Below are 23,245 nucleotides of genomic sequence, written 5' to 3' on the forward strand. Positions count from 1 at the left end.
TGGAAATTTTGCAAAGAGACTATGCTTTTGCTAAAAAACTTTCGTAAGACGATTGCACAGAAACCGTGCCATCTGACAGGATTTTTTCTAAATTTAAAAATTCGATCTGGTTTACAGAGGCTTGGTCAAAATCTTTTTGTACTCTCACATAATTTTCTGTGAAGCCGTACATTTTGCCGTCTTTATTTTCGTGCTCCCAAAGGACAGGAAGCGTTTTTCCTAATTGAGTCTGATAAAATGCCATTTTCTTTTTCTCAGAAAGAATTCTCAGCATTTTGTTGCGTTTTTTTCTTTCAGGAATCGGAACAATGCCTTCCATTTCTGCAGCTTCCGTATTTTCTCTTTCAGAATAGGTGAAAACGTGCAAATATGTGATCGGTAAATTATTCAGGAAATTATAGGTTTCCATGAATTTTTCTTCCGTTTCTCCCGGAAAACCGACAATTACATCGACACCGATGGCCGCATCAGGCATTACCTCACGGATTTTATTAACTCTGTCATTGTATAATTTTGTCAGGTAACGGCGTTTCATTTTTTTCAATAAATCATCGCTTCCCGATTGCAACGGAATATGGAAATGCGGAACAAAACTTTTGCTTTTAGAAACTAATTCAATGCTTTCATCTTTCAAAAGATTCGGCTCAATCGATGAAATACGGATTCTTTCGATTCCTTCCACCTGATCAAGCTCTGAAATTAGATCTAAAAAAGTATGTTCGTGTTTTTTATTCCCGAATTCGCCTTTCCCGTAATCGCCAATGTTTACACCTGTCAGAACAATTTCTTTGATGCCTCTTCCGGCAATTTCTCTGGCATTTTTAATCACATTTTCGATGGTATCGGAACGGGAAATCCCTCTTGCTAAAGGAATTGTACAGTATGTACATTTATAATCGCAACCATCCTGAACTTTCAGAAAAGCTCTGGTTCTGTCGCCGATTGAGTAACTTCCTATAAAGAAATCAGTTTCTTCAATTTCACAAGAATGGACGATACCCTCATTATCAGTTTTCTCTAAATCATCGAGATAACTTAAAATATTAAACTTTTCTTTAGCTCCAAGAACTAAATCAACACCTTCAATTTGTGAAATCTCTTCAGGTTTCAGCTGCGCGTAACATCCGACAATCACTACCAAACCTTCAGGATTGGCTTTCATGGCTCTTTTTACGTGAAGTTTACATTCGCGGTCGGCGTTTTCCGTTACCGAGCATGTATTAATGACATAAATATTCGCTTTTTCGTCAAAACTCACCTTATCATAACCTGCATCTGTCAATTGACGGGCAATAGTAGATGTTTCCGCAAAATTTAATTTGCAGCCAAGGGTGTGAAATGCGGCTGTTCTCTGAAAAGTTGACATTATTTACTCCTGAATTTTAGGGTGCAAAGATAGTAATTTTAATATTATTCCTAAATTGATTGAATCTATTGATTATATTCATCTCTTACTTCCGGACTCTTTTCGAAGCAAACGGGTGAAGAATTTGAACCAAAATCATTCTCCGGAAACTTATTTTTCATTTCAGCATTGAATTCCTGAGACCTATTTCTTGCAATTGAAAGGGTTTCCCAATCGCCGTCTTTTATCATTTTTGCAACATAAACGATCTGCCCGATATGATAAGGGTAATGCGCTAATTGGCGGAAAACCGCATCGATAACCAATTGTGCTTCTCCCCTGATATAGATTGTAGAATATAAATTTTCATCATTAATCTGATTTAAAGCAGAAAAAAAACACTTCCAGCCTTCTTCCCAATAATCAACGATTTCTCTTTTTGTTTTAAAATTATTGACAAATTCTTCGTCCCGGTTCCGCCAGGATTTTTCACCATCTTCTGTTAAAAAATTCGTCCATCTCGACAGCATATTTCCCGCAATATGTCTTACGATAATGGCTATTGAATTACTTCCGTCATTAAACTTCCAGAAAAGCTGCTCATCGGAAAGCTGTTCAAATGTTTTATCGCCAAGAGATTTGTAATATTCAAAACGTTTTATAAATAGCTCTTTCATGATATTTAAATAAAAACCAAGTTAATAATTTTCGCGTATATGATATAAATGAAAATTATGATTTGTAAAATCAGTCATTTTATGAAAGATTTAAATTCCTTAAATCCTTTACATCTCGAAAAATGGTTTACTGATGAAAGTATAATCTGGATTCCGCCTTCAAAAGAAATTTCGGGTAAAAACAGGATTCTGGCTTTGTTCAGAGCTATTTTCAGACGCTATGAAAATATACAATGGAAGGTTTCTGAAATTTTTCCTTTAGGAAACGGAAAATATTTTTACCAGACTTATTCTTTAGGAAATATGTCCGGAAAAGGTATTTATGAAAATGAAATCTGCACAATTATCCAATTCTCAGAAAGTGGTAAAATCTTATATCTTTCTGATTATTTTAAAGATACAAAAGTATTTAATTAAGAAACCACCCCATAAAGAGGTGGCTTTCTTTTTATTAATAATGAATGTTATTCTCTGTTTTTGACCATTACCCAGCCCGTGTATTTGAAGGGAGTATTCTTTTTGTCATTTTCATTCCAGGTTACGGAATACCAGTAATTTCCTGTCGGAATTTTTCTTCCGCTCATGGTTCCGTCCCATTTGTAGCCGTTTGATTTATCAGCCTGGAAAATTTTTGCTCCATATCGGTCAAAAATATTGAAGATCAGGTTTTGTTTTCCCGCCAATGCTGAATAATCAATGACATCATTCACGCCGTCACCGTTTGGTGTGATAACATTGACTAAATTTGGCACAACAACCGTAATATCAATAGGTTCACAATCGTAAGCATCTTTTACATATATCGTATGATCGCCCCTCGAAAGGTTAGTGAAAACATTGGAATTCTGCCAATTAATATTATCTAATGAATATTGATACGGTGGAGTTCCTCCCACAACATTGATCGTAACCGTATTTGTTGAAATATCAACACTTGTAATTACCGGTTGCTCAGAAGGATAGACTTTTACGGTTTGTGTAGAGACACATTCTCCCGTTTTAAGTTTTACCCAATAGGTGCCGACACCAACGTCTGTAATAACCTGGGTTGTCGCTCCTGTACTCCATTCATATGATGTAAATCCGGGACCTGCGTCTAATGTTGTTTTGTCTTCAATACAAATGATTTTATCCTGCAAAACTGTAGAATATACAGGAGGAATCACCACTAAAGTTACTTTAGCAATCGCATAACAGCCGTTTCCATTAATGACTTTTATATACACGACACCATTTGGAGCGATGTACGCTGTTGGCGTTGTGATCTCGTTGGTTCCGTTTTCGGCATCGGTTAAAGACGGATAATATTTTTTCGTAATTCCAGGTTGTACGGTCACTCCTGCTGCAGTAAGGTTGAAAGAAGCTGTAGAAGGATTTGATTCAATGAAACAAGATCTTAAAGTTGCTTCATTGACTACAACAATCGGATAAAATTTCAGAATAATCTGTGCTACAGCCGTACATCCGAACTGAGAGGTTATTTTTACATAAATGGTACCTTCAGCAGAAACATAGGCTGTAGGATTGGTAATTTCATTCGTTCCCGCATTCAAATCGGTCATTGTTTCATAATACTTTTTAGTAGCTGTAGGATCTGCAAATACAGCCGCACTGGTAAGATCAAATGTCGCTACTCCGGCATTATTGTTATTACATTTGGTTAAAGTAATATTAGTACCCGTAATATTTCCGAGTTTAAATTTAAAAGGGCCGACCTGCCTGCACGAATTGATTGGATTTACAGGGTTCGCGGGATCCTGATAATGAATACTGTAATAATATATTGTTGTTGTATTTACCGTTTGTGGTGCCAAAATAGGATTTGCTCCTGAAAGCGCATCATTCTGAGAAGTATGGTAACTGATGAAGAAATTTGGGTTTGCATTTAAAATAGGAGCTGTCAAAGTACTGAAATCAAAAATTGCAGGACTCTCACAGACCACTACTTCTCTGGGATCTGCAGGATTAGCTGCCGGAATTCCAGGAGGAATAAACGGATGAGGCTGGATGGTAGGATCTGTAAATGGTGAAGCCAAAGTAGCTGTTCCGCCCCAGGTCAGATTAAATGTAAAAACCGTTGTCGAATAATTATCAACATACAAAAAATATGTTTCGCCCGGAAGCACATCAAGATACTTTACAAAACCATCGCCAAAACCCGGACCTTCACTGGTATCCAGGGCGGTCATGTTCATGCCTGTCGGGTATCCCGCAACTGTTCCGTCATTGGAAGAGCATCTGATTGGGATTCCTTTGGTAGCACAGGTTTTATTCGGCCCGTAAATCGCCCAGTCATAATCTACAGGGCCCGTCGGATTGATTTCAAAGGTAAGCGTTCCACCCGTTGCAATGGTAAAAGTGTACCAGGTGGAATTGTGTTCTGTCTGCAAACATCCTCCCAGCGGTTCATTGACTGAACCGATTCCTGAAGGCGTGTAAGTAATGTTTGAATTTCCACAAACCGTTAAGGCAGTCGAGCAATCCGCCTGTGAAAAAAATGCTTGTGATATGAATAGGAGAACAAATAGTAAAGTTTTTTTCATATATTTTCGAATTGGTTATTAATTAATTGAAGTGTAACATTGTGTGTATCAAATATAAACATTTTTCATTAATAATAACAAAATTCCTAAATATAAATCATTTTTACATGAAATAATGAAAATAATTAGCACATTAATACAAAATAACAAATATTACTTTATACTTGTAATATTTCCGCAAAGATTTTCAAGGTGAAAAATCTTGTGAAAAGGGCTTTTAACCTCATTCAAATGTTCCCGGTCCTGAATAAAAGTATATCGTGATGCAATAGAATTCATATCAGAAACAATTACCAGCCAGCATTCATCAACAGAAGTATCGTAGTAAGGAAATTTTTCGTTCTTTTTTTCAATTAGTTCTAAAATTTTCTCGGAACATAATTCATCAAATAAATTCATATTATACTCATGCGTAATGAAAACATTTCTGCGATGGAAGGATTTTCTGATGCTTTTTACATATCCGAAAGGCTTGCCTTTTTTAATGCTTTTATAAATGCAAAGTATAATTTCCTGCTGATCTTCCAGACGGTCAAATTTTATATTTGAATGGAATTCTAAAAAATAAACACCACGATATTTCGTAGTGTCCTCTTGTTCTAATAGTATTTCTGCCTGACGGAAAATCTTGTTTAAGCTGCTTTCCACCTTTTTCATTTCAAGATGGTTGATCACTTCGGTCAACTCGATTCCGATTTTTTTGTCATTGAATTTTGCGATAAAGTCCGGGCTTTCGCAGGTTAAATTTTCAAACTTAACCTCAGGAAAATGATGCATAAAAGAATTGAGGAGTAAAATCTCGGCTTTCTTTTTATATTTTTCGCGATCATGAAGCGGTGACTCATCTATTGTGCGATGATACTTCTCGATCGGCTTCTTTTTCAAATGTCGATTCAGATAATATAAGCTCAGATTTTTAATTAAATCTTCATCAGAAAATGCCTTTTTCATGTGCTGCCTTTTATCGTTATGTGACACATAAAACTTTTGGTTTTACATTATGAAGTTTTTGATTATCAAAAATTTACACTTAAAGGTAAGTAAAAAAAACTATTGATTTCACAGTTTTAAAAATAATTTATCGAATAATTAATATCTCGTTTACTTTCATATTTAATACCTTTACCCCTTCAAATAAAAAACTGTTGTTTATGGATTTCAAAAACTTCGAAATACCTTTTAGTGTCAATCCGCAATACTCTAAAAAAGTTGCCTATTTCTCAATGGAATTTGCCCTTGAGCAGGTATTAAAAATATATTCGGGTGGGCTCGGATTTTTAGCGGGTTCTCACATGAGAAGCGCTTACAACCTTAAGCAGGACCTTATCGGAATTGGTATTTTATGGAAGTTCGGGTATTATGACCAGGCGAGAAATCACGACCAGACCTTACAACCGGTATGGACAAAAAAAATGTACAGCTTCCTGCAGGATACGGGAATTAAATTCCAGATTGAGATTCACAGTGCGCCTGTTTGGGTGAAAGTATGGTATCTTGATCCTGAGATTTTCAACACGGCTCCGATGTTTTTATTATCAACGGATGTTCCTGAAAATGACCATGTTTCAAAAACTATTTGCCACAGATTGTACGATGCCAACGAATCTACAAAATTGGCTCAATATATTTTACTAGGAAAAGGCGGTGCCAAATTATTGGATGAAATGAATGTTGAAAGAGATGTTTATCATTTAAATGAAGCCCACGGACTTCCCGCTGCATTCCATTTACTGAAAAAATATAATGGAAATTTAAATAAAGTTAAGGAAAAACTGGTTTTCACGACACACACGCCCGAAGAAGCAGGAAATGAGAAGCATAACTTAAGATTATGTTACGATATGTCGTATTTCTCCGGATTCAGCATGGAAGAGGTGAAAAGCATTGAAGGTTCTGATGATGACCGTTTCAACCATTCACTTTGTGCATTGAAAATGGCAAGAGTTGCGAATGGGGTTTCTCAGCTTCACGGCGTTGTTTCAAGAGCAATGTGGAGTAAATATTCCGGGATTTGCGAAATTACTTCGATCACCAACGCCCAGGAATTTAAATATTGGTCGGATAAACCGCTTTACAACGCAAAAGATGAAAATGATGAAACTGTTTTTGATTACCGTAAAAAACAATTGAAAAAAAGGCTTTTTAAGCTTGTTGCAGATCAGACCGGAAATTTATTTAATCCAAATATTTTTACAATTGTCTGGGCGAGAAGATTTGCAGGCTATAAGCGTGCTGATCTGCTTTTACACGATAAAGACCGATTTTATAAATTATTAAATCATCCAAAATATCCGGTTCAGATTATTTGGGCAGGAAAGCCTTATCCGATGGATTATTCTGCGATCTCAACATTCAATTTATTGGTTGAAGAAAGCAAAAACCACAAAAATATGGCAGTTTTAACAGGCTATGAATTGTCTTTAAGTAAATCCTTAAAACAAGGTTCCGATCTTTGGCTAAACAACCCGAGAGTTCCGAGAGAAGCTTCAGGAACTTCAGGAATGACTGCCGCAATGAACGGTTCTGTCAATCTTTCAACAGACGACGGCTGGATTCCGGAATTTGCAAAACACGGCGAAAATTCTTTTGTCGTTCCAAAATGCGATTATGAAAAAATGAGTATTTATGAGCAGGATAATTATGACTTAAATAAATTATACGAAATGCTTGAAAATGAAATTCTTCCGGCGTATTATGACAATCCGAATAAGTGGAGAAAAATTCAGTACAATTCAATGAATGATGTTAAAGATCAGTTCAATAGCGATAGAATGGCTGATGAATATTATAAAATTTTATATAATTATAAAGGATAAATTAAGATTTAGGTTTTAAATAAAAATTATTGATCAATTTGTTTAAATATAATAACACGGCGCGGAAAAATTTTCCGCGCCGTGTTATTTGACTTAATTTTTTTTCTTTTTTTCTTTAGGCACTTTCAAACCTTTTTCTCTCGCTTCAGAAATACCGATGGCAACTGCCTGTTTTCTGCTTGTCACTTTGTCTCCGGAGGAAGATTTCAATTTTCCTTCCTTGAATTCGTGCATTACTTTTCCGACTTTGTCCTGAGCCTTTTCTGAATATTTTGTTTTGCTCATGATAAAAATTTTTAAGATTTTGGCAGGGAAACCCCTAATTCGTACACTTTAGCATGCTTCAAATATTTTGATCGCTCTCTTGAAGTCACCGATTCAAGGTGGTCATTTTTTAACACAATGATCGGATCTTCCGTATTTTCAATTTCAAAATTGGCTAAATATCTTTCATCCGGCGGAGACTGTTTCTGTTTTGCTTTAATTTTCTGAAGCTCATCAGCATATTTTCTAAATCCCGGATCAGATGAATGGATAAATTTATATTCATCACCTGCATCCACAAAATAATGAAGCTTTTTTTCTATTAATCCTACTTCATCTACAATTTGGGGATTGTCGTTTCCATCTTTAAATCCTACTTCCACCAAGGCTCCACCTTTTTTTTGCGCACATTCATCAGCATCTTTAAAACTCGAAAAACCGGTATAAATGATTTGATCGTTTAAATCATAACGGTTTAATTTCTGGTTATAAGCATTCGTTTCCATAATTATTATTTGATTTGTTGTTAAGGTATATTCAATTTTTCTGCCAAACAAGTCTGTACACCAGGAATAATTACGAAATATTTAATAATAACTTTAATTAATTATTTCACTATTAAAACATACCTATTTATCGTATATTTTTAAAAATTAATTATTTAACGTGATTTATTCAATTAAAAAATTAAATTTGCAGACTAAATTTTAAGCATGAAATTAAACTTTATTTTTTCGATTTTACTTTCATTTACAGCCGCGATAAGTCAGGCTCAGAGAATCGACTCAGAAAATGTGCCTTTTCAATTATTAAAAGAACCGTCAAACCCTGTAGAAGCCCAAAACAGAAATTTTTCGGTAGCGGTAAGCTCACCGTACAACATCACAAAAGAAGATGTGGTGAAAGATGCAAAGGCTAATTTCCAAAAACAGGTCGATAATTACGATCAAAGTGTTGCAGATGCAAAGCTTCAGCACGAAGAAAGGTTAAAAGACTATGAAGCTGAGGTAAAAAAACTTCAGGAAAAATACAAAACAGAATCTGCAGAGTACAATAAGCTGAAAACCGTTGAAAAAATTGCCATGAATGCAACCCCTCCGGTTTTAAGAATTCCTTCAAGACCTCAATTAAATATTCCTCAAAAACCTGTTTACACCGAACCGGATTTGAGAAACGCACTGATTGTTGACAACAAAGTTCTGGCTTCACAAATTAATATCGACGGTTTTTCAAGAGGTGGAAATTATATCGAAGTTTCCGTAAACATGGAAAGAACGAATTTTCAGGATAATGCAGGAAAATCCTTTGCCAACCAACCCACAAAACTGGTTGTAAAGCAAAATGGAACCGTGAAAATCGACAAAACTCTTTTTTCTGATTTTGAAGAAATTGCTTCAAGCCCCACCAACGAGATCAATCTTGCTGCTCACGAAAAAAATTATCTTCAAAAAGTCATCAATAAAATCAACGAAATTTTAGCGGATAATTTTGCCTATGCTAAAATCAATTCAACCGTAAAAGTTGAAACGGTAAAAAATAAAGGTGAATTTGATGATTTGGAGAAAGCTTCCATTTATGTTGTAACAAACCTGAAAAAATTCCAGGCTAAACCGGATTACGCTCCTAACAAAGCAGCTTTAGAAGGATTGGACAAAGGAATCAATCTTTGGAAAGATGGTCTGAAAAAAGTGAATTATGACGATAAAAAAGCACCTTACAATGCAAAAATCGCAGCTTATCTTTACATGAATTTAATTCGTTTAAATATCGCTTTGGGTAGAAAATCTGAAGCTGAAAAATATTTAAATGAAATGCAGGAGCATTTGGTGGATATGAAATTATCCTGGGACCAAAACAACGAGCTAAAAGGACTTGAACAAAAAATTTACAACTAAAAACCATGAAAAAAACATTCATCCTTTCGCTTACCATAATCAGTGCTTTGGCTTTCGGGCAAAAGAAATTCGTTTACGGTGATGCATTTGAATTCAACTCAAAATACGAAAAAGATATCAAGCTTGTGCTTTGTGACGATTATAACCAATACGTTTTCAGTGATATTAACGAAGACGGTTACAGCTCATATCCCCACAAAAAGATCTTAATGAGAAAGCTTGATCAGAACGGACATATGATCGATACTTATATTAAAGATTATGCGAATAAAACAAATGGAGTTTTGCATAATTATTTAGGTTCAATCGAAATCAGTAAAGATCAGTTTGTCATTTACACGGAAGAAATTGAAACCAAAATCAACAGAAAAGAAATTTTCCAGCACGTTTTCAATAAAAAAGATGGAAATTTTACTACAACAAGCGTTGCGAAACTTTTCACAGAAGGCGGAATGAAACAGGGAACCACTTTCCTTAGATTCTCAGAAAGCGGAAAATATGTCGCAATCATTAATGACAGATCTGTTTCTAAAAAAACAGCCAATACGATTGATAATATCGTGATCGACCTTTCTACTCTTTCTAAAAAATGGGACAAGGAAATCACACTGGACACTGATTATTTTGAAACTGATGCGGCAGTTACCAATTCCGGAAGAGTTTTAATCCTAAGAAAATCAACAGGTTGGAAAGAATCTTCAAAATTGGTATATGTTTCGGCTCAGGGTGATCAGGATATTCCTTTAAAAGAAAAATTAATCCTAAAAACATTGAGCCCGGTTTCTATCAATGACCAGGATTATCTGGCATCTTTCGGTTATTTTACAGGCGTAAGAATCAATCAAAGTAATTTTGGAGATATGGCATTCATCAATCTTCAAAACGGAAATATTACGATGAGCGAATTCCCGGAATTCAGATCAAACACGACAATGTCGGGTGTAGATATCACATTGACACAAACGGTAAACGGAAAAACGTATTTGTATGGATATGACGTTAATAAAACGATGCCGCAGTCTACTCCATCCAACCGTTTTCCGGATCCTATTATTTCTTACGGAACAGGTCGTTGGTTTGCCATCAATTCTGAAGGCGCCGCAACCTCCACTCCGACAAACGGTACCGGAAATGTAGGAAATTTCACAAAAAACAATACAAATTATCTGTTTATTTCTGAAGGCAATCTTGCACCATTTAAACTTGGAAGTACAGGAATAGAAAAAGGTAAAGCCATAAATTTAGAGAGCTACGACAGTGCTAATAAAGGTGGAAGCCCTATTCTGACTTCCATAAAATACATTCCTGAGTCTGACAGAGTGATCTATTTAAGAAGATTCAGTGACAATCAATTAAACGTGAAAAGCGTTTATAATTGGGAAAAATAGTCCCAAAACACTATAAGTAAAGACTAAAGCCGGCAGAAAAATTTTCTGTCGGCTTTTTTTTATAAAATCACTATATTTGAAGTCTTACGACATTTCGATTTTTACAATGAAAAAATTCTTACTAACGCTTACCGTTGCTGCGGCTTTTCAAAGTTTATCAGCACAAGAAATCACTTTAGATAAAATATATTCAGGATATTACCGTGGGAAAGGCATTGCCGGAATCACTTCCATGAAAAATGGCGAAAATTATTTAGTCATTGAACCTACCGGAATTGCAAAATATTCTTACAAAACTTCTCAGAAAGAAGGAAATATTGTTGACGGGCAGTTCGAAAGCTATGAATTTTCTGATGATGAATCTAAAATCCTTTTGCTAAAGGAAAGTCAGCCGATTTACCGACATTCTTTTCTGGGAACATTTGATGTTAAAGATTTAAAATCCGGGAAAGTAATGAGTTTAAATGAAGGAAAACCCGTTCAGGAACCAAGATTTTCTCCTGATGCGACGAAAATTTCTTTCATTGTTGATAATAATTTATTCTATCAAGATTTAAATTCAGGGAAAATCGTTCAAATAACCGAGCACGGTGTTAAAAATAAAATTTTAAACGGACTCGCAGACTGGGTCTATGAAGAAGAATTCGGGCACGCGAGATTGTATGAATGGACAAAAAATTCTGATGCCATTCTTTTCGTAAAATTAGACGAAACTGAAGTTCCGGAAATCTACATTCCGATCTATGGAAAGTCTTTGTATCCGCAGGAAATGCGTTATAAATATCCGAAAGCCGGAGAAAAAAATTCTGTCGCCTCCGCCCACATTTATCAATTAAGTGATGGCAAAAAAACGAGGGTTAATTTAGATAATTTCAAACATTATTATATTCCAAATGTTGTTCAGACCGCAAAACCGGATGAAATTGTTCTGATAACTTCCGAAAGAGTTCAAAATGCTTCTGATATTCTAAAAGTAAACACAAAAACGGGAGCCGTTCAGAAATTATTCACAGAAACCGATGAAAAATGGATCGATACTGACAGTCCGACTCTTGAGTTTTTAGAGGATGATTCTTTCCTTTGGGGTTCCGAGAGAGACGGAAACCGTCATTTGTACTGGTATGACAAAGATGGAAAACTGAAAAAGCAAATCACAAAAGGAAATTGGGAAGTAACTGACTATTACGGATTTAACCCAAAATCAAAAGAGATCTACGTTCAGACAACAGAAAAAGGAAGCATTAATAAAGTAGTTTCTAAAATTAATATTGAAAACGGAAAATCTCAGCTGATTTCAAACGGAGAAGGAAATAATTCAGCAAATTTCAGCAAAAACTATAATTATTTCATCGAAACATCTTCTACAGCAGCAAAACCTTACACATTTGTACTAAAAGACGGAAATGGTAAAACGGTAAAAGAACTTCAGAATAATAATGATCAGCTTCAAAAATTAAAAGCCGATAATTTTGTTGATAAAGAATTCATTACGATTCCAAATGATGCCGGAGATCAGATGAACGCTTGGATTATGAAACCTAAGAATTTTGATAAAAATAAAAAATATCCGTTGTTCATGTACCAATATTCAGGGCCGGGCTCTCAACAGGTTGCGAATTCTTGGGATAACGGTAATACGCTATGGTTTAACCATTTAGTTCAGAAAGGTTACATCGTAGCTTGTGTTGACGGACGTGGAACGGGTTATAAAGGCACTAAATTCAAAAAGGTAACGTACATGAATTTAGGCAAATACGAGATTGAAGATCAGATCACCGCTGCAAAATGGTTCGGAAATCAATCATATATCGACAAGACCAGAATAGGAATGTTCGGTTGGAGTTTCGGAGGCTATATGACGAGTTTGGCAATGACGAAAGGAGCTGATGTTTTCAAGGCAGGAATCGCAGTGGCGCCGGTTACGAACTGGAGATATTATGATTCAGTTTATACAGAAAGATTCATGAGAACACCTCAGGAAAATGCTGATGGTTACGATAAAAACTCTCCTACTGAATATGCTAATTTATTGAAAGGAAAATTCCTGTTAATTCACGGAACGGCTGATGACAACGTACATTTCCAAAATTCTATGGAATTCTCAGAAGCTTTGATTCAAAACAAAAAACAATTTGATTTCATGGCATATCCAGACAAAAACCACGGAATTTTTGGTGGACAGACAAGACCGCAGTTGTATCAGAAAATGACGGATTTTATTTTAGAGAATTTATAAAATTTAACCATAAAAAATCCGAATCTTATGTATAAGATTCGGATTTTTATTTTCCGGCTTTCCAGCTATCAGGATCTCTGGAAGTATGAAAAACAGAATATATTTCAATTAAATTTTTATCTTTATTGTAAGGATAATGAATCCCGTAGGGAAATTTCTTGAGAAAAGCCACTCTGTTATGATCATATTTTTGTTCAAAAGATGAAGGATTCTCCCTTATAAAATTAATTTTCGAACGAAATTCTTTAGTAAAAGAATTCCATAATTTTTATCAATTTTAGAATACCATTCGCTTATTTCCGTTAAATCATTTTTAACAAAATGAGTATAAATAATTTCAGCTTTCACTTCCTAAAGTGTTTATAAAATCATCCATATCAGACTCCGAAACAAAGCTTTGAGGATTATCTCGTGAATATTCCATCCTTTTTCTCACCTCCTCCTTTTGCCATTCCGGAACATTATATTGTCTTCCTTTAAAATGTTTATGCTTCAAAAAATCAATAAAATCATTCACTTCTTCATAAAAATTTTCGGGAAGTGTTTTGATATTGTTTTCTAAATCTTTTAATGTAATTTCCATTTTCCTCATCTTTATTTGAGTCAAAGTTAATAAAATTCGATTATTGTTTTTAAAATTTTATATTTGTGAAATTTGAAATTTGAAAACATGAAAACCAAACATCCTAAAGGCCTGCCTTTCCTCTTTTTTACTGAAATGTGGGAGCGTTTCGGGTATTATTTGATCCTCGGAATTTTTGTTCTGTACGTTATTGAACCTACAGGTTTGAAAGGCGGACTTGGGCTTCCGGACAAAACTGCAGATGATATTTTTGGAACTTATATCGCTTTAACTTATTTAACTCCTTTCATCGGAGGATTTTTGGCAGACAGAGTTTTAGGTTATATTAAATCCATTTATTTAGGCGGAATTTTAATGGCTGCCGGATATATCGGGATGGGTGTTTTCAAAGAATTGCCTTTATTTTACGGATCTTTAGCATTAATTATCATCGGAAACGGTTTTTTTAAGCCTACAATTTCTACCTTATTAGGAAATTTATATTCCGAAGAGCCTTATAAAGCCAATAAAGATTCCGGGTATAATATTTTTTACATGGGAATCAATATTGGAGCGTTTATTTGTAACATTATTGCGGCTTTTATGCGAAATAAATTCGGTTGGGGTGAAGCCTTCATTACCGCCGGAGTCGGAATGTTAATCGGAATGGTGATTTTCACAATCGGCAGAAAACATTATATCCACGCGGCTCAAATGAAACCTGTAGAGAAGGGTGATACAAAGCTTTCTGAAATTTTAATGAAGGTTTTCGTTCCGGCAATCGCTGCAGGAATTATCGGTTGGTTTATTCCCGGAAATATTTTTGGAAGCGACAGTACAGATGCCTTTATTTTTGCTTGTATTCCCGTTATTTTCTTCTATGGCTCACTTTATTTTAAAGCAAAACCGAAAGAAAAATCATCAATCGGAGCTTTGTTATCGGTTTTTATGATCAGTATGTTCTTTTGGGCAGTTTTTAAGCAAAACGGAACCGCTTTGACAAGATGGGCCAATTATTACACCGACAGAAGTGTTCCCGCAGCTTTAGAAAAGCCTTTGGAAGGAATTTATATGGTCGATGGAAAAGGGTACGAAGACAAAGAAGTTTCTGTTTACGACGATCAATATCAATCCCAAAAAGACAAGGGCGGAAAAACAATTAAAGAAACCGGAAAAGATATTTATTTCAGAAATATTTCTCCCGAGCAAAGGGCAGATTTAGAAAAAAATCCTGAGAAAAAAGTTTATTTATACAATACAGAATTATTTCAATCTATCAATCCGTTTTGGGTAATTGCCTTAACGCCGCTTATTGTAGGATTCTGGGCTTTTTTAAGAAGAAAAGGCAAAGAACCTTTAACCCCTACAAAAATCGTTTTGGGACTTTTCATTTCAGGATTATCATGTTTGGTGATGGTTTTAGCAGTCTGGGCTGGTGATAACGGTGCCGTAAAAGTTTCACCCTGGTGGCTGGTTGCGGGTTACGGGGTTATTACGGTTGGCGAGCTCTGCCTTTCCCCGATGGGACTTTCTTTTGTCTCTAAACTTTCTCCTCCAAGAATTACGGCTTTAATGATGGGAGGTTTCTTCCTGGCAAACTCTGTTGGCAATAAGCTTTCCGGGATTTTAGCAAGTACCTGGTACAGCTACGATAATAAGATGAATTATTTTCTTGTAAATTTCGCATTATTGATATTTGCTACACTTTTAGGACTTTCTATGTTAAAAAGATTAAATAAAATCATGAAAGAAAAAGGGCATTAATTTTCAAATTTCATAAAGAATATCAGGCTGCAGAATCGTTCTGCAGCTTTTTTATTTAAATATAAAATTAAAACCTTGCCGAAAACACAAAAAAAACTATATTTGTCAGTCTTAACAAAAATTAACAATAGAAATGGATAATATTGAAGCATTAAGTCCGAAAGCGGATGAATTTGTAGAGAATAAGGGTTCCAGACACCCAAAAGGATTATGGGTTCTTTTCGGAACAGAAATGTGGGAGCGTTTCAATTTTTACGGAATGAGAGCACTTTTGACGCTTTTCATGGTAAATTCCTTATTAATAAAAGAAGCTGATGCAGCGATCATCTACGGTGGATTTTTAGCTTTATGTTATCTGACTCCGCTTTTGGGAGGTTTCATTGCAGATAAATATATCGGAAACAGAAATGCAATTTTAATTGGTGGATCGTTAATGGCAATCGGTCAGTTTTTACTTTTCATCAGTGCATCATCATTTTCCGCAGATTTAGGAAGTGCAAAAATGATCATGTGGTCGGCATTATTCGTTATTATTTTTGGTAACGGATTCTTCAAGCCTAATATTTCTTCCATGGTAGGAAGTCTTTATCCAAAACAGGAAAAATCAAAATTAGATTCCGCTTTCACCATTTTCTATATGGGAATCAACATCGGAGCGTTTTTAGGACAGTTTATCTGCCCATATTTAGGTGACGTAAAAGATGCGACAACAGGAGTAAGAGATATTTTTGCTTTTAAATGGGGATTTTTGGCAGCTTCAATTGCTATGATCGTAGGAACGATAACATTCTTTATCCTTAAAAATAAATATGTAGTAACACCGGAAGGCAGACCAATTGGTGGGCTTCCGAAAAACAATACAAGCGCAGACTTTGAAGAAGGTGAAACTCAGACAGCGAAATTCTCAGGAGCTTCATTAGGAATTACTGGAGGTATTTTCGTTGTATTATTCTTCGTTTTCAGGTATTTACTTGTTGGTGAATTCGGATTCAAAGCTGTAGAAATGGGGCAATTGATCAAAGGAGTTATCTATCCTTTCATCTATGCAGCAGGTATTTCTTTGGCATTCTTAATTATGAGTTCTGCTGAAAACAAGATTGAAAGACACAGAATTTGGGTAATTTATATCGTATCATTCTTTATCATTTTCTTCTGGGCAGCTTTCGAGCAGGCAGGATCTTCATTAACATTTATTGCAGATAACCAAACTGACAGAAGCATTTTCGGATGGAATATGCCGCCTTCAATGGTTCAGATTTTCAACGGAATCTTCGTTGTATTACTGGCTGTTCCTTTCAGTTTATGTTGGGATAAATTAAGAGCAAAAGGAAAAGAACCGGTTTCTCCAATGAAACAGGCTATGGGTCTGGCTTTAATTGCTTTAAGCTATTTTATCATTGCACACAATGTAAAAGATCTTGGAAATTCAGGATTATTGGCCATCAAATGGCTGATGCTTCTATATTTCATTCAAACTTGTGGTGAGCTTTGTTTATCTCCAATCGGTTTATCATTGGTTGGAAAATTGGCTCCTAAAAGATTTGCATCATTATTATACGGTGTATTCTTTATTTCTAATGCTGCCGGTTATGCTTTAGCGGGTTCATTAGGAGCATTGATCCCTGCTACGGGTGATAAATTCAAGAAAGCAGAAGAAATCGGAGTAAATCTTCAGGAAGTTTTAGATAAAAAAGTAACGTTAACTGCTGATCAGGCTGCAGCTTTTGAAAAGGCTCAATTGCCTTTGGCAAATCCAACTTTTGCAGGATTTGAAATTCACAACTTATTCGAATTCTTCATGGTATTCGTGGTACTTTGTGGGATTGCTGCTGTTATTTTGGCATTAATTTCACCAATCTTAAAGAAAATGATGCACGGTGTCAACTAATCTGCATCAATAAAATACAATTAAAACCTCTGTTAAGTCAGAGGTTTTTTTTATTTTCGTATGATGGAAATTTCCGAAGATTCTTTATTTCAGTCCGTAAAAGAGATTATTACCCAGTCGCGCGAAAAGATTTTTCGAATAGCGAATTCTACTCTATTGCTCACGTATTGGCAAATCGGACAATTGATTGTAGAAGATGAACAAAAAGGAAAAGAACGAGCTGGATACGGAAAATATACTTTAAAAAACCTTTCTAAAAAGTTAACTTTAGAGTTCGGAAAAGGTTTTGATGAAAGTAATTTAAGGAATATGCGTTCTTTTTATCACGCATTTCCAATATGTGACGCATTGCGTCACGAATTGAGCTGGACTCATTACAGGTTATTAATAAGACTGGATAATTCAGATAAAATGAATTATTACATTCATGAAGCTATCCAAAACAATTGGAACTACAGAGATCTAAAAAGACAAATCAATTCCCTTGCCTACGAAAGAGTTTTAGATCATAAAAAATCATCCAACGAAACGATTCACAGCGTTTTAAAAGATCCTTATATTTTTGAATTTCTGGGATTAAAAGCCGATGAAAAAATTTCTGAAAAAGACATTGAAACAGCAATTATCGATCATATTCAAAAGTTTTTACTGGAATTCGGGAAGGGTTTTGCATTTGTAGCAAGACAACAGCATATTTCTACAGACACTTCTGATTTTTATATTGACCTTGTTTTTTACAATTATATTTTAAAATGTTTTGTCATTATTGATTTAAAAACAGGAGAGCTTTCCCATCAGGATATCGGACAAATTGATATGTACGTGAGAATGTACGATGATTTAAAACGTGGCGAAGGTGACAATCCGACAATAGGAATTTTGCTTTGCTCCGAAAAAGATGAGACTATCGTAAAGTATTCTGTTCTTAACGATAAAAACAATCTCTTTGCAAGTAAATATTTGTTGTACCTTCCAAAAGAGGAAGAATTAAAACAAATCATCGACCAGGACAGAATCCGATTCGAATTGGATCAGGATGACAATAAAAATAATTAAAATTATCATATATAATTATGAGCGCAACGCTAGAAGAAATACAAAATTTCAAAGGAAAATATCCTAGGCAGATCTGGAGCCTTTTCTTCTCTGAAATGTGGGAACGTTTCTGTTTCTACGGAATGAGAGGAATGTTGGTTTTCTTTATGATCTCCCAACTTAATTTCCATGAAAAGGAAGCCAACCTTCAATATGGTGCCACACAGGCTTTTGTGTATGCCTTTACCTTTATTGGTGGCCTTTTTGCCGATAAAATCTTAGGTTTCAGAAAATCTCTATTTTGGGGCGGACTTTTAATGATTGTTGGAAGCTTGATTCTGGCAACCGATCCTCATAAGTTTTTCTTTCTCGGAATTGCATTTACGGTTGTAGGAACGGGTTTTTTTAAACCTAATATTTCTTCAATGGTTGGTCAGCTTTACAAACCAAACGATTCAAGAGCTGATGCAGGTTTCTCACTTTTCTATGCGGGAATTAATCTTGGGGCACTTCTAGGCGGTTATTTATGTATTGCAATTGGAAAAGGAGAACTTCTTACCAATGTAATCCCGGAAGGCATGAGATGGAATGTAGCCTTTGGGTTAGCTGCAATTGTAATGGTTATCAGTCTGATTAATTTTGTTTTTACACAAAGAAGTTTAGGAAACATCGGACTTCAGCCAGGACATCCAATGGCAGAAGTAAAATCTGCCCCAATTCCAAAATGGCAGGAATACGGAGTGTATGTTTTATCATTAATTTTCGTTCCGATCATTATGGTAATGGTAGCAAAAACCGCTTATACAGATTATTTTATGTACACAATCGGTCCGCTTACGCTTCTTTATCTTTTTTATGAAATGACAAAAGTAACATCTGCAGAGCGTAAAAAACTTTGGGCAGCTTTAGTTTTCATCATATTTTCTATTATTTTCTGGGGTATTTATGAGCAAAGTGGAGGTTCGTTAAGCATTTTCGCGGCTAAAAACTTGAATAAAGATCTTTTAGGATTAGATCCAAACGGCGTTAATAATTCCGGAGGGGCTTTTTTCATTATTTTTTTAGCGCCTTTAATCGGATTGCTTTGGATTTGGTTAAATAAAAGAAAAATAGAACCGAACACAATAATAAAATTTGGTTTAGGATTTATTTTCCTGGGATTGGGATATTATGTCTTATTTGCCACAAGAATTTTTGTAAACCTTGCGGGCATTACCTCACTTAATTTTTTCACTCTTGCCCTATTGATCATCACTTTGGGAGAACTTTGCCTGTCGCCGATCGGATTATCCATTATGACCAAGCTTTCCACCAAAAACCTTCAGGGAATGATGATGGGAATGTGGTTTTTAGCGTCAGCTTACGGACAATACGTGGCGGGAATCATCGGAGCCAGCCTGGCAACAACCAAGAAAGGGGCTACAAATTATGATGCTTTTATCACTTACACCGATGGATACAAACAATTGGGTTTATACGCTGTAATTGCCGGTGTGGTATTAATTTTGATATCTCCCTATGTTAAAAAATTAATGCAGGATGTAAAATAAGAATAGATAAATTATGCTTATTTTTACTTAAATATCAAATTATGAAGAAAATTATAGGCATACTATTTTTATTCTGTGTAAGTTTTTCCTTCGCACAGGTAAAATGGATGACAATTGAAGAGGCTTTACAGGCACAAAAACAGAATCCTAAAAAAATACTGATCGATTTCTATGCAGACTGGTGCGGACCCTGTAAAATAATGGATAAAAAAACCTACGGTAATCCGGTTATTGCTGATATCTTAAACGAAAATTATTATGCTGTAAAATTTAATGCAGAGGAAAAAAAGAGTATCGAAATTTTTGGAAGAACGTTCTCAAATCCTGACACAGAAAAGAAGCAGGGCAAAAATTCTTTACACGAATTTACACAATATATGAATGTTGCAGCCGTTCCGAGCACTGTATTTTTAGATGATAAAGGAGACCCGATTACCATTTTACAAGGCGAATTATCTGCCAAAGAGCTGGAACCTTATTTAGAATTAATTTCTAAAGAGCTGTTCAAAAAGATACGTACAAGACAACAATGGGAAGATTATCAGAAGAAATTCAAATCTCAAATAAAAGATTAACCAGATTTTGAAAATGTGACTCGTAGTTTTCGGGTCTACTATAAAAATAATAGGAGACTTTCAATTTTTTTGGAAGTCTTTTTTATTTTCCCGAAATTCGGACTTTTATTTAATCTAAAATACGTAACAAAACTCGAAACCTGTATCCCTAAACCGAAAATGAATCTTGAAACATCGATAGAATATGTAAAAGGAATCGGTCCTGAAAGAGCCAAACTCATCAAAAATGTGTTGGGAATTTCTACAGTGGATGATCTTCTGAACTTCTACCCCATCCGCTATCTGGACAAAAGTAAAGTGTATAAAATTTCTCAGCTTCAGGAAAGCGGTATTGAAATTCAGCTTAAAGGAAAAATAACCAGCCTACAGGAAATCCAGACAGGAAAAACAAAAAGACTTGCAGCGAAATTCAATGATGATACAGGCACAATGGATTTGGTTTGGTTTCAATATTCAAAATGGCTGAAAGATCAGCTCCCGATTAATAAGGAAATTTTTATTTTTGGAAAAATCAATGTTTTTAATAATCAATTTTCAATGCCTCATCCCGAAATTGAAATTGATGAAAAAAAAGAAACCGACAACCGTTTAAAACCTATTTATTCCAGCTCGGAAAAATTAACCAAAAGAGGTTTAAATCAAAAATTTTTTCAAACCGTTCTAAGGAATATTTGCAGGGAAATCCCGAATCTTATTGAAGAAAATATGTCTGAATATATGATAAAACATTTCAAGTTTTTATCAAGGCAACATACTTTTTTGAATATTCATTTTCCAAAAGACCTGGAACATGTTGACAAAGCTAATTACAGATTGAAATTTGAAGAATCATTCTTTTTCCAGCTGGGATATGCTCTGAAGAAACTTCATCATAAAACTCAATCTCACGGAAATCCTTTTCCTATTGTGGGAGATCATTTTAATAATTTCTACGAAAACCATCTACCGTTTGATCTTACCGGAGCTCAAAAAAGAGTGTTGAAAGAAATCCGCCTTGATATGAAAAAACCTATTCAGATGAACAGGCTTCTGCAAGGCGATGTAGGCTCAGGAAAAACGATGGTTGCCCTGTTAACCATGCTTATCGCGATGGATAACGGTTTCCAGAGCTGTATGATGGCGCCTACTGAAATTTTAGCACAACAACACTACAGCGGGATTAAAGATTTATTAAAAGAAACAGACATTAATGTTCGGTTATTAACCGGTTCCACAAAAAAATCCGAACGGAAAATTATTCATGAAGAACTGGAAAATGGCGAATTATCAATTTTGGTTGGCACTCACGCCGTTTTAGAAGACAAAGTGAAATTTAAGAACCTCGGTTTAGCGATTATTGACGAACAGCACAGATTTGGCGTTGCTCAGAGGGCTAAGCTTTGGGCTAAAAATAAAATTCCGCCACATATTCTGGTAATGACCGCGACTCCTATTCCCAGGACGTTGGCAATGAGTTTTTATTCTGATCTTGATGTTTCTGTGATTGATGAAATGCCTGTCGGGAGAAAGCCCATCATTACAGCTCACAGGCGGGAAAAAGACAGGTTGTATGTGTACAATTTCTGTAGAGAAGAAATCGAAAAAGGCCGGCAGATTTATTTTGTTTATCCTTTGATTGAGGAGTCTGAAACGCTGGATTATAAAAATTTAATGGAAGGATTGGATCATGTCATGAATTTCTTTTCTTCTTACAACGTAACGATGCTTCACGGGAGAATGAAACCCGATGAAAAAGACGCCGCCATGAATTATTTTGCTTCCGGGAAAGCGGAAATTATGGTTGCCACAACCGTAATTGAAGTGGGTGTAAACGTTCCCAATGCTTCTGTAATGGTCATAGAAAGTGCGGAAAGATTTGGCTTGTCACAGCTTCACCAATTGCGTGGTCGTGTCGGTCGTGGAGCAGAGCAAAGTTACTGTATCTTAATGACTTCCGACAAATTATCTGCAGAAAGCAGAACCCGCATCAAAACAATGACCGAAACGAATGACGGATTTAAGATTTCTGAAGTTGATATGCAGCTTCGAGGTCCGGGAGACATTTTAGGAACCCAACAAAGTGGTGTCGTAGACTTTAAAAAGCTTGATCTGGTGAATGATTCAGCGATTATTAAACTGACAAAGCTTACTGTAGAAAAAATTCTCGAAGCCGATCCTTTATTGGCAAGGCCCGACAATCAGATTATTAAAAATTATTACGTGAGGCACTACAAAGGCAAAAATAAGTGGAGTAAAATTTCATAAAAAAACCGCGAAAAGCTATCTTCCCGCGGCCCCCTTATAAAACTGTTATTTAGAAGAAATTACTTTTTCATATAATATTTCGTGATGTGGTGTATAAAAATATTTTAATTATTATCTGAAGTAATTTATTTTCGTATAAAAAACAAAATGAATTATGTTTCCAACTTGCTTATTATAAAAACTAACTGTGTAAGCTAAGGGAATAGAAAATGAAACGAATTTCCCTTACCTTTTAAGTTTTCATGATTGTACCGTTTTGTTTAAAGATCTTCTACGCTTAACATTGGAAATACATATAATTCATTTTGTTTTATTAACATTGTGATTTATATAATTTAGTTTATATCCTGAAACAATTAATTTCATTCATCCTTGTTTTTATATGGTGACTTTGTGTTACTCGGTTATATTTACAAAATTGCGAATATGCTCTGGTTCAAGTCTTATATTATTATATTTAATT

18 protein-coding genes are annotated in these 23,245 nt (G+C 35.2%); 11 read left to right on the forward strand and 7 right to left on the reverse strand.

Features of this window, described 5'->3' with window-relative positions; translation table 11 throughout:
• Positions 1 to 19: 19 nt before the first annotated feature.
• Together mtaB and BLT04_RS03695 are read right to left on the reverse strand one after the other, a co-directional pair.
• Complete coding sequence (gene mtaB / locus BLT04_RS03690; protein WP_089753768.1) at positions 20 to 1,366, reverse strand: tRNA (N(6)-L-threonylcarbamoyladenosine(37)-C(2))-methylthiotransferase MtaB; 1,347 nt, start codon at positions 1,364 to 1,366, stop codon at positions 20 to 22.
• A 65-nt stretch (positions 1,367 to 1,431) separates the two neighbouring features.
• Positions 1,432 to 2,022 carry a DUF1572 family protein gene (locus tag BLT04_RS03695; protein WP_089753769.1) on the reverse strand — a complete coding sequence of 197 codons (591 nt, stop codon included), beginning with the start codon at positions 2,020 to 2,022 and terminating at the stop codon, positions 1,432 to 1,434.
• 81 nt (positions 2,023 to 2,103) lie between these two features.
• Here BLT04_RS03695 and BLT04_RS03700 point away from each other — a divergent pair, with 81 nt between their 5' ends.
• Complete coding sequence (locus BLT04_RS03700) at positions 2,104 to 2,439, forward strand: nuclear transport factor 2 family protein (protein WP_089753771.1); 336 nt, start codon at positions 2,104 to 2,106, stop codon at positions 2,437 to 2,439.
• A 47-nt stretch (positions 2,440 to 2,486) separates the two neighbouring features.
• Here the strand turns inward: BLT04_RS03700 and BLT04_RS03705 are convergent, their stop codons facing one another.
• Entirely contained in the window at positions 2,487 to 4,565 is a 2,079-nt protein-coding gene (locus tag BLT04_RS03705; RefSeq protein ID WP_089753773.1) for a T9SS type B sorting domain-containing protein, read from the reverse strand.
• Positions 4,566 to 4,718: 153 nt separating this feature from the next.
• On the reverse strand, positions 4,719 to 5,516 hold the full coding sequence (locus BLT04_RS03710; RefSeq protein WP_089753775.1) for a hypothetical protein: 798 nt from the start codon (positions 5,514 to 5,516) through the stop codon (positions 4,719 to 4,721).
• A gap of 200 nt (positions 5,517 to 5,716) precedes the next feature.
• On the opposite strand from BLT04_RS03710, the gene glgP reads away from it, so the two are divergent.
• On the forward strand, positions 5,717 to 7,381 hold the full coding sequence (gene glgP, locus BLT04_RS03715) for an alpha-glucan family phosphorylase (RefSeq protein WP_089753777.1): 1,665 nt from the start codon (positions 5,717 to 5,719) through the stop codon (positions 7,379 to 7,381).
• A gap of 93 nt (positions 7,382 to 7,474) precedes the next feature.
• Here the strand turns inward: glgP and BLT04_RS03720 are convergent, their stop codons facing one another.
• On the reverse strand, positions 7,475 to 7,666 hold the full coding sequence (locus BLT04_RS03720) for a DUF6496 domain-containing protein (protein WP_089753779.1): 192 nt from the start codon (positions 7,664 to 7,666) through the stop codon (positions 7,475 to 7,477).
• 11 nt (positions 7,667 to 7,677) lie between these two features.
• Entirely contained in the window at positions 7,678 to 8,151 is a 474-nt protein-coding gene (locus BLT04_RS03725) for a hypothetical protein (protein ID WP_089753782.1), read from the reverse strand.
• A 207-nt stretch (positions 8,152 to 8,358) separates the two neighbouring features.
• On the opposite strand from BLT04_RS03725, the gene BLT04_RS03730 reads away from it, so the two are divergent.
• The 3 genes from BLT04_RS03730 to BLT04_RS03740 all read left to right on the forward strand — a co-directional run bounded on the left by BLT04_RS03730 (position 8,359) and on the right by BLT04_RS03740 (position 13,164).
• On the forward strand, positions 8,359 to 9,540 hold the full coding sequence (locus BLT04_RS03730) for a hypothetical protein (protein ID WP_089753784.1): 1,182 nt from the start codon (positions 8,359 to 8,361) through the stop codon (positions 9,538 to 9,540).
• A 5-nt stretch (positions 9,541 to 9,545) separates the two neighbouring features.
• A complete protein-coding gene (locus BLT04_RS03735; RefSeq protein ID WP_089753786.1) occupies positions 9,546 to 10,928 on the forward strand; it encodes a hypothetical protein in 1,383 nt (460 codons plus the stop codon).
• Between the two features lie 106 nt (positions 10,929 to 11,034).
• The gene (locus BLT04_RS03740) at positions 11,035 to 13,164 is read left to right on the forward strand and encodes a S9 family peptidase (protein ID WP_089753788.1); all 2,130 of its coding nucleotides are present in this window, start codon (positions 11,035 to 11,037) and stop codon (positions 13,162 to 13,164) included.
• A 337-nt stretch (positions 13,165 to 13,501) separates the two neighbouring features.
• On the opposite strand, the gene BLT04_RS03745 is transcribed toward BLT04_RS03740, so the two are convergent.
• The gene (locus BLT04_RS03745; protein ID WP_089753790.1) at positions 13,502 to 13,747 is read right to left on the reverse strand and encodes a DUF2281 domain-containing protein; all 246 of its coding nucleotides are present in this window, start codon (positions 13,745 to 13,747) and stop codon (positions 13,502 to 13,504) included.
• A gap of 87 nt (positions 13,748 to 13,834) precedes the next feature.
• On the opposite strand from BLT04_RS03745, the gene BLT04_RS03750 reads away from it, so the two are divergent.
• From BLT04_RS03750 to recG, 6 genes are all read left to right on the forward strand, one after another.
• Positions 13,835 to 15,490: a peptide MFS transporter gene (locus tag BLT04_RS03750; RefSeq protein ID WP_089753792.1), complete on the forward strand. Its 1,656-nt coding sequence runs from the start codon at positions 13,835 to 13,837 to the stop codon at positions 15,488 to 15,490.
• Positions 15,491 to 15,623: 133 nt separating this feature from the next.
• Positions 15,624 to 17,378, forward strand: a complete 1,755-nt coding sequence (locus BLT04_RS03755) for a peptide MFS transporter (RefSeq protein WP_089753793.1) — start codon at positions 15,624 to 15,626, stop codon at positions 17,376 to 17,378.
• 60 nt (positions 17,379 to 17,438) lie between these two features.
• Positions 17,439 to 18,434, forward strand: coding sequence for a PDDEXK nuclease domain-containing protein (locus BLT04_RS03760; protein ID WP_089753796.1), 996 nt, complete (start codon positions 17,439 to 17,441; stop codon positions 18,432 to 18,434).
• Between the two features lie 17 nt (positions 18,435 to 18,451).
• On the forward strand, positions 18,452 to 19,963 hold the full coding sequence (locus tag BLT04_RS03765; RefSeq protein ID WP_089753797.1) for a peptide MFS transporter: 1,512 nt from the start codon (positions 18,452 to 18,454) through the stop codon (positions 19,961 to 19,963).
• 41 nt (positions 19,964 to 20,004) lie between these two features.
• On the forward strand, positions 20,005 to 20,538 hold the full coding sequence (locus BLT04_RS03770) for a thioredoxin family protein (RefSeq protein WP_089753799.1): 534 nt from the start codon (positions 20,005 to 20,007) through the stop codon (positions 20,536 to 20,538).
• A 159-nt stretch (positions 20,539 to 20,697) separates the two neighbouring features.
• A complete protein-coding gene (recG, locus tag BLT04_RS03775) occupies positions 20,698 to 22,782 on the forward strand; it encodes an ATP-dependent DNA helicase RecG (protein ID WP_089754236.1) in 2,085 nt (694 codons plus the stop codon).
• Positions 22,783 to 23,245: the final 463 nt, after the last annotated feature.

Source organism: Chryseobacterium soldanellicola (assembly GCF_900100115.1).
GTDB classification, from domain to species: domain Bacteria; phylum Bacteroidota; class Bacteroidia; order Flavobacteriales; family Weeksellaceae; genus Chryseobacterium; species Chryseobacterium soldanellicola.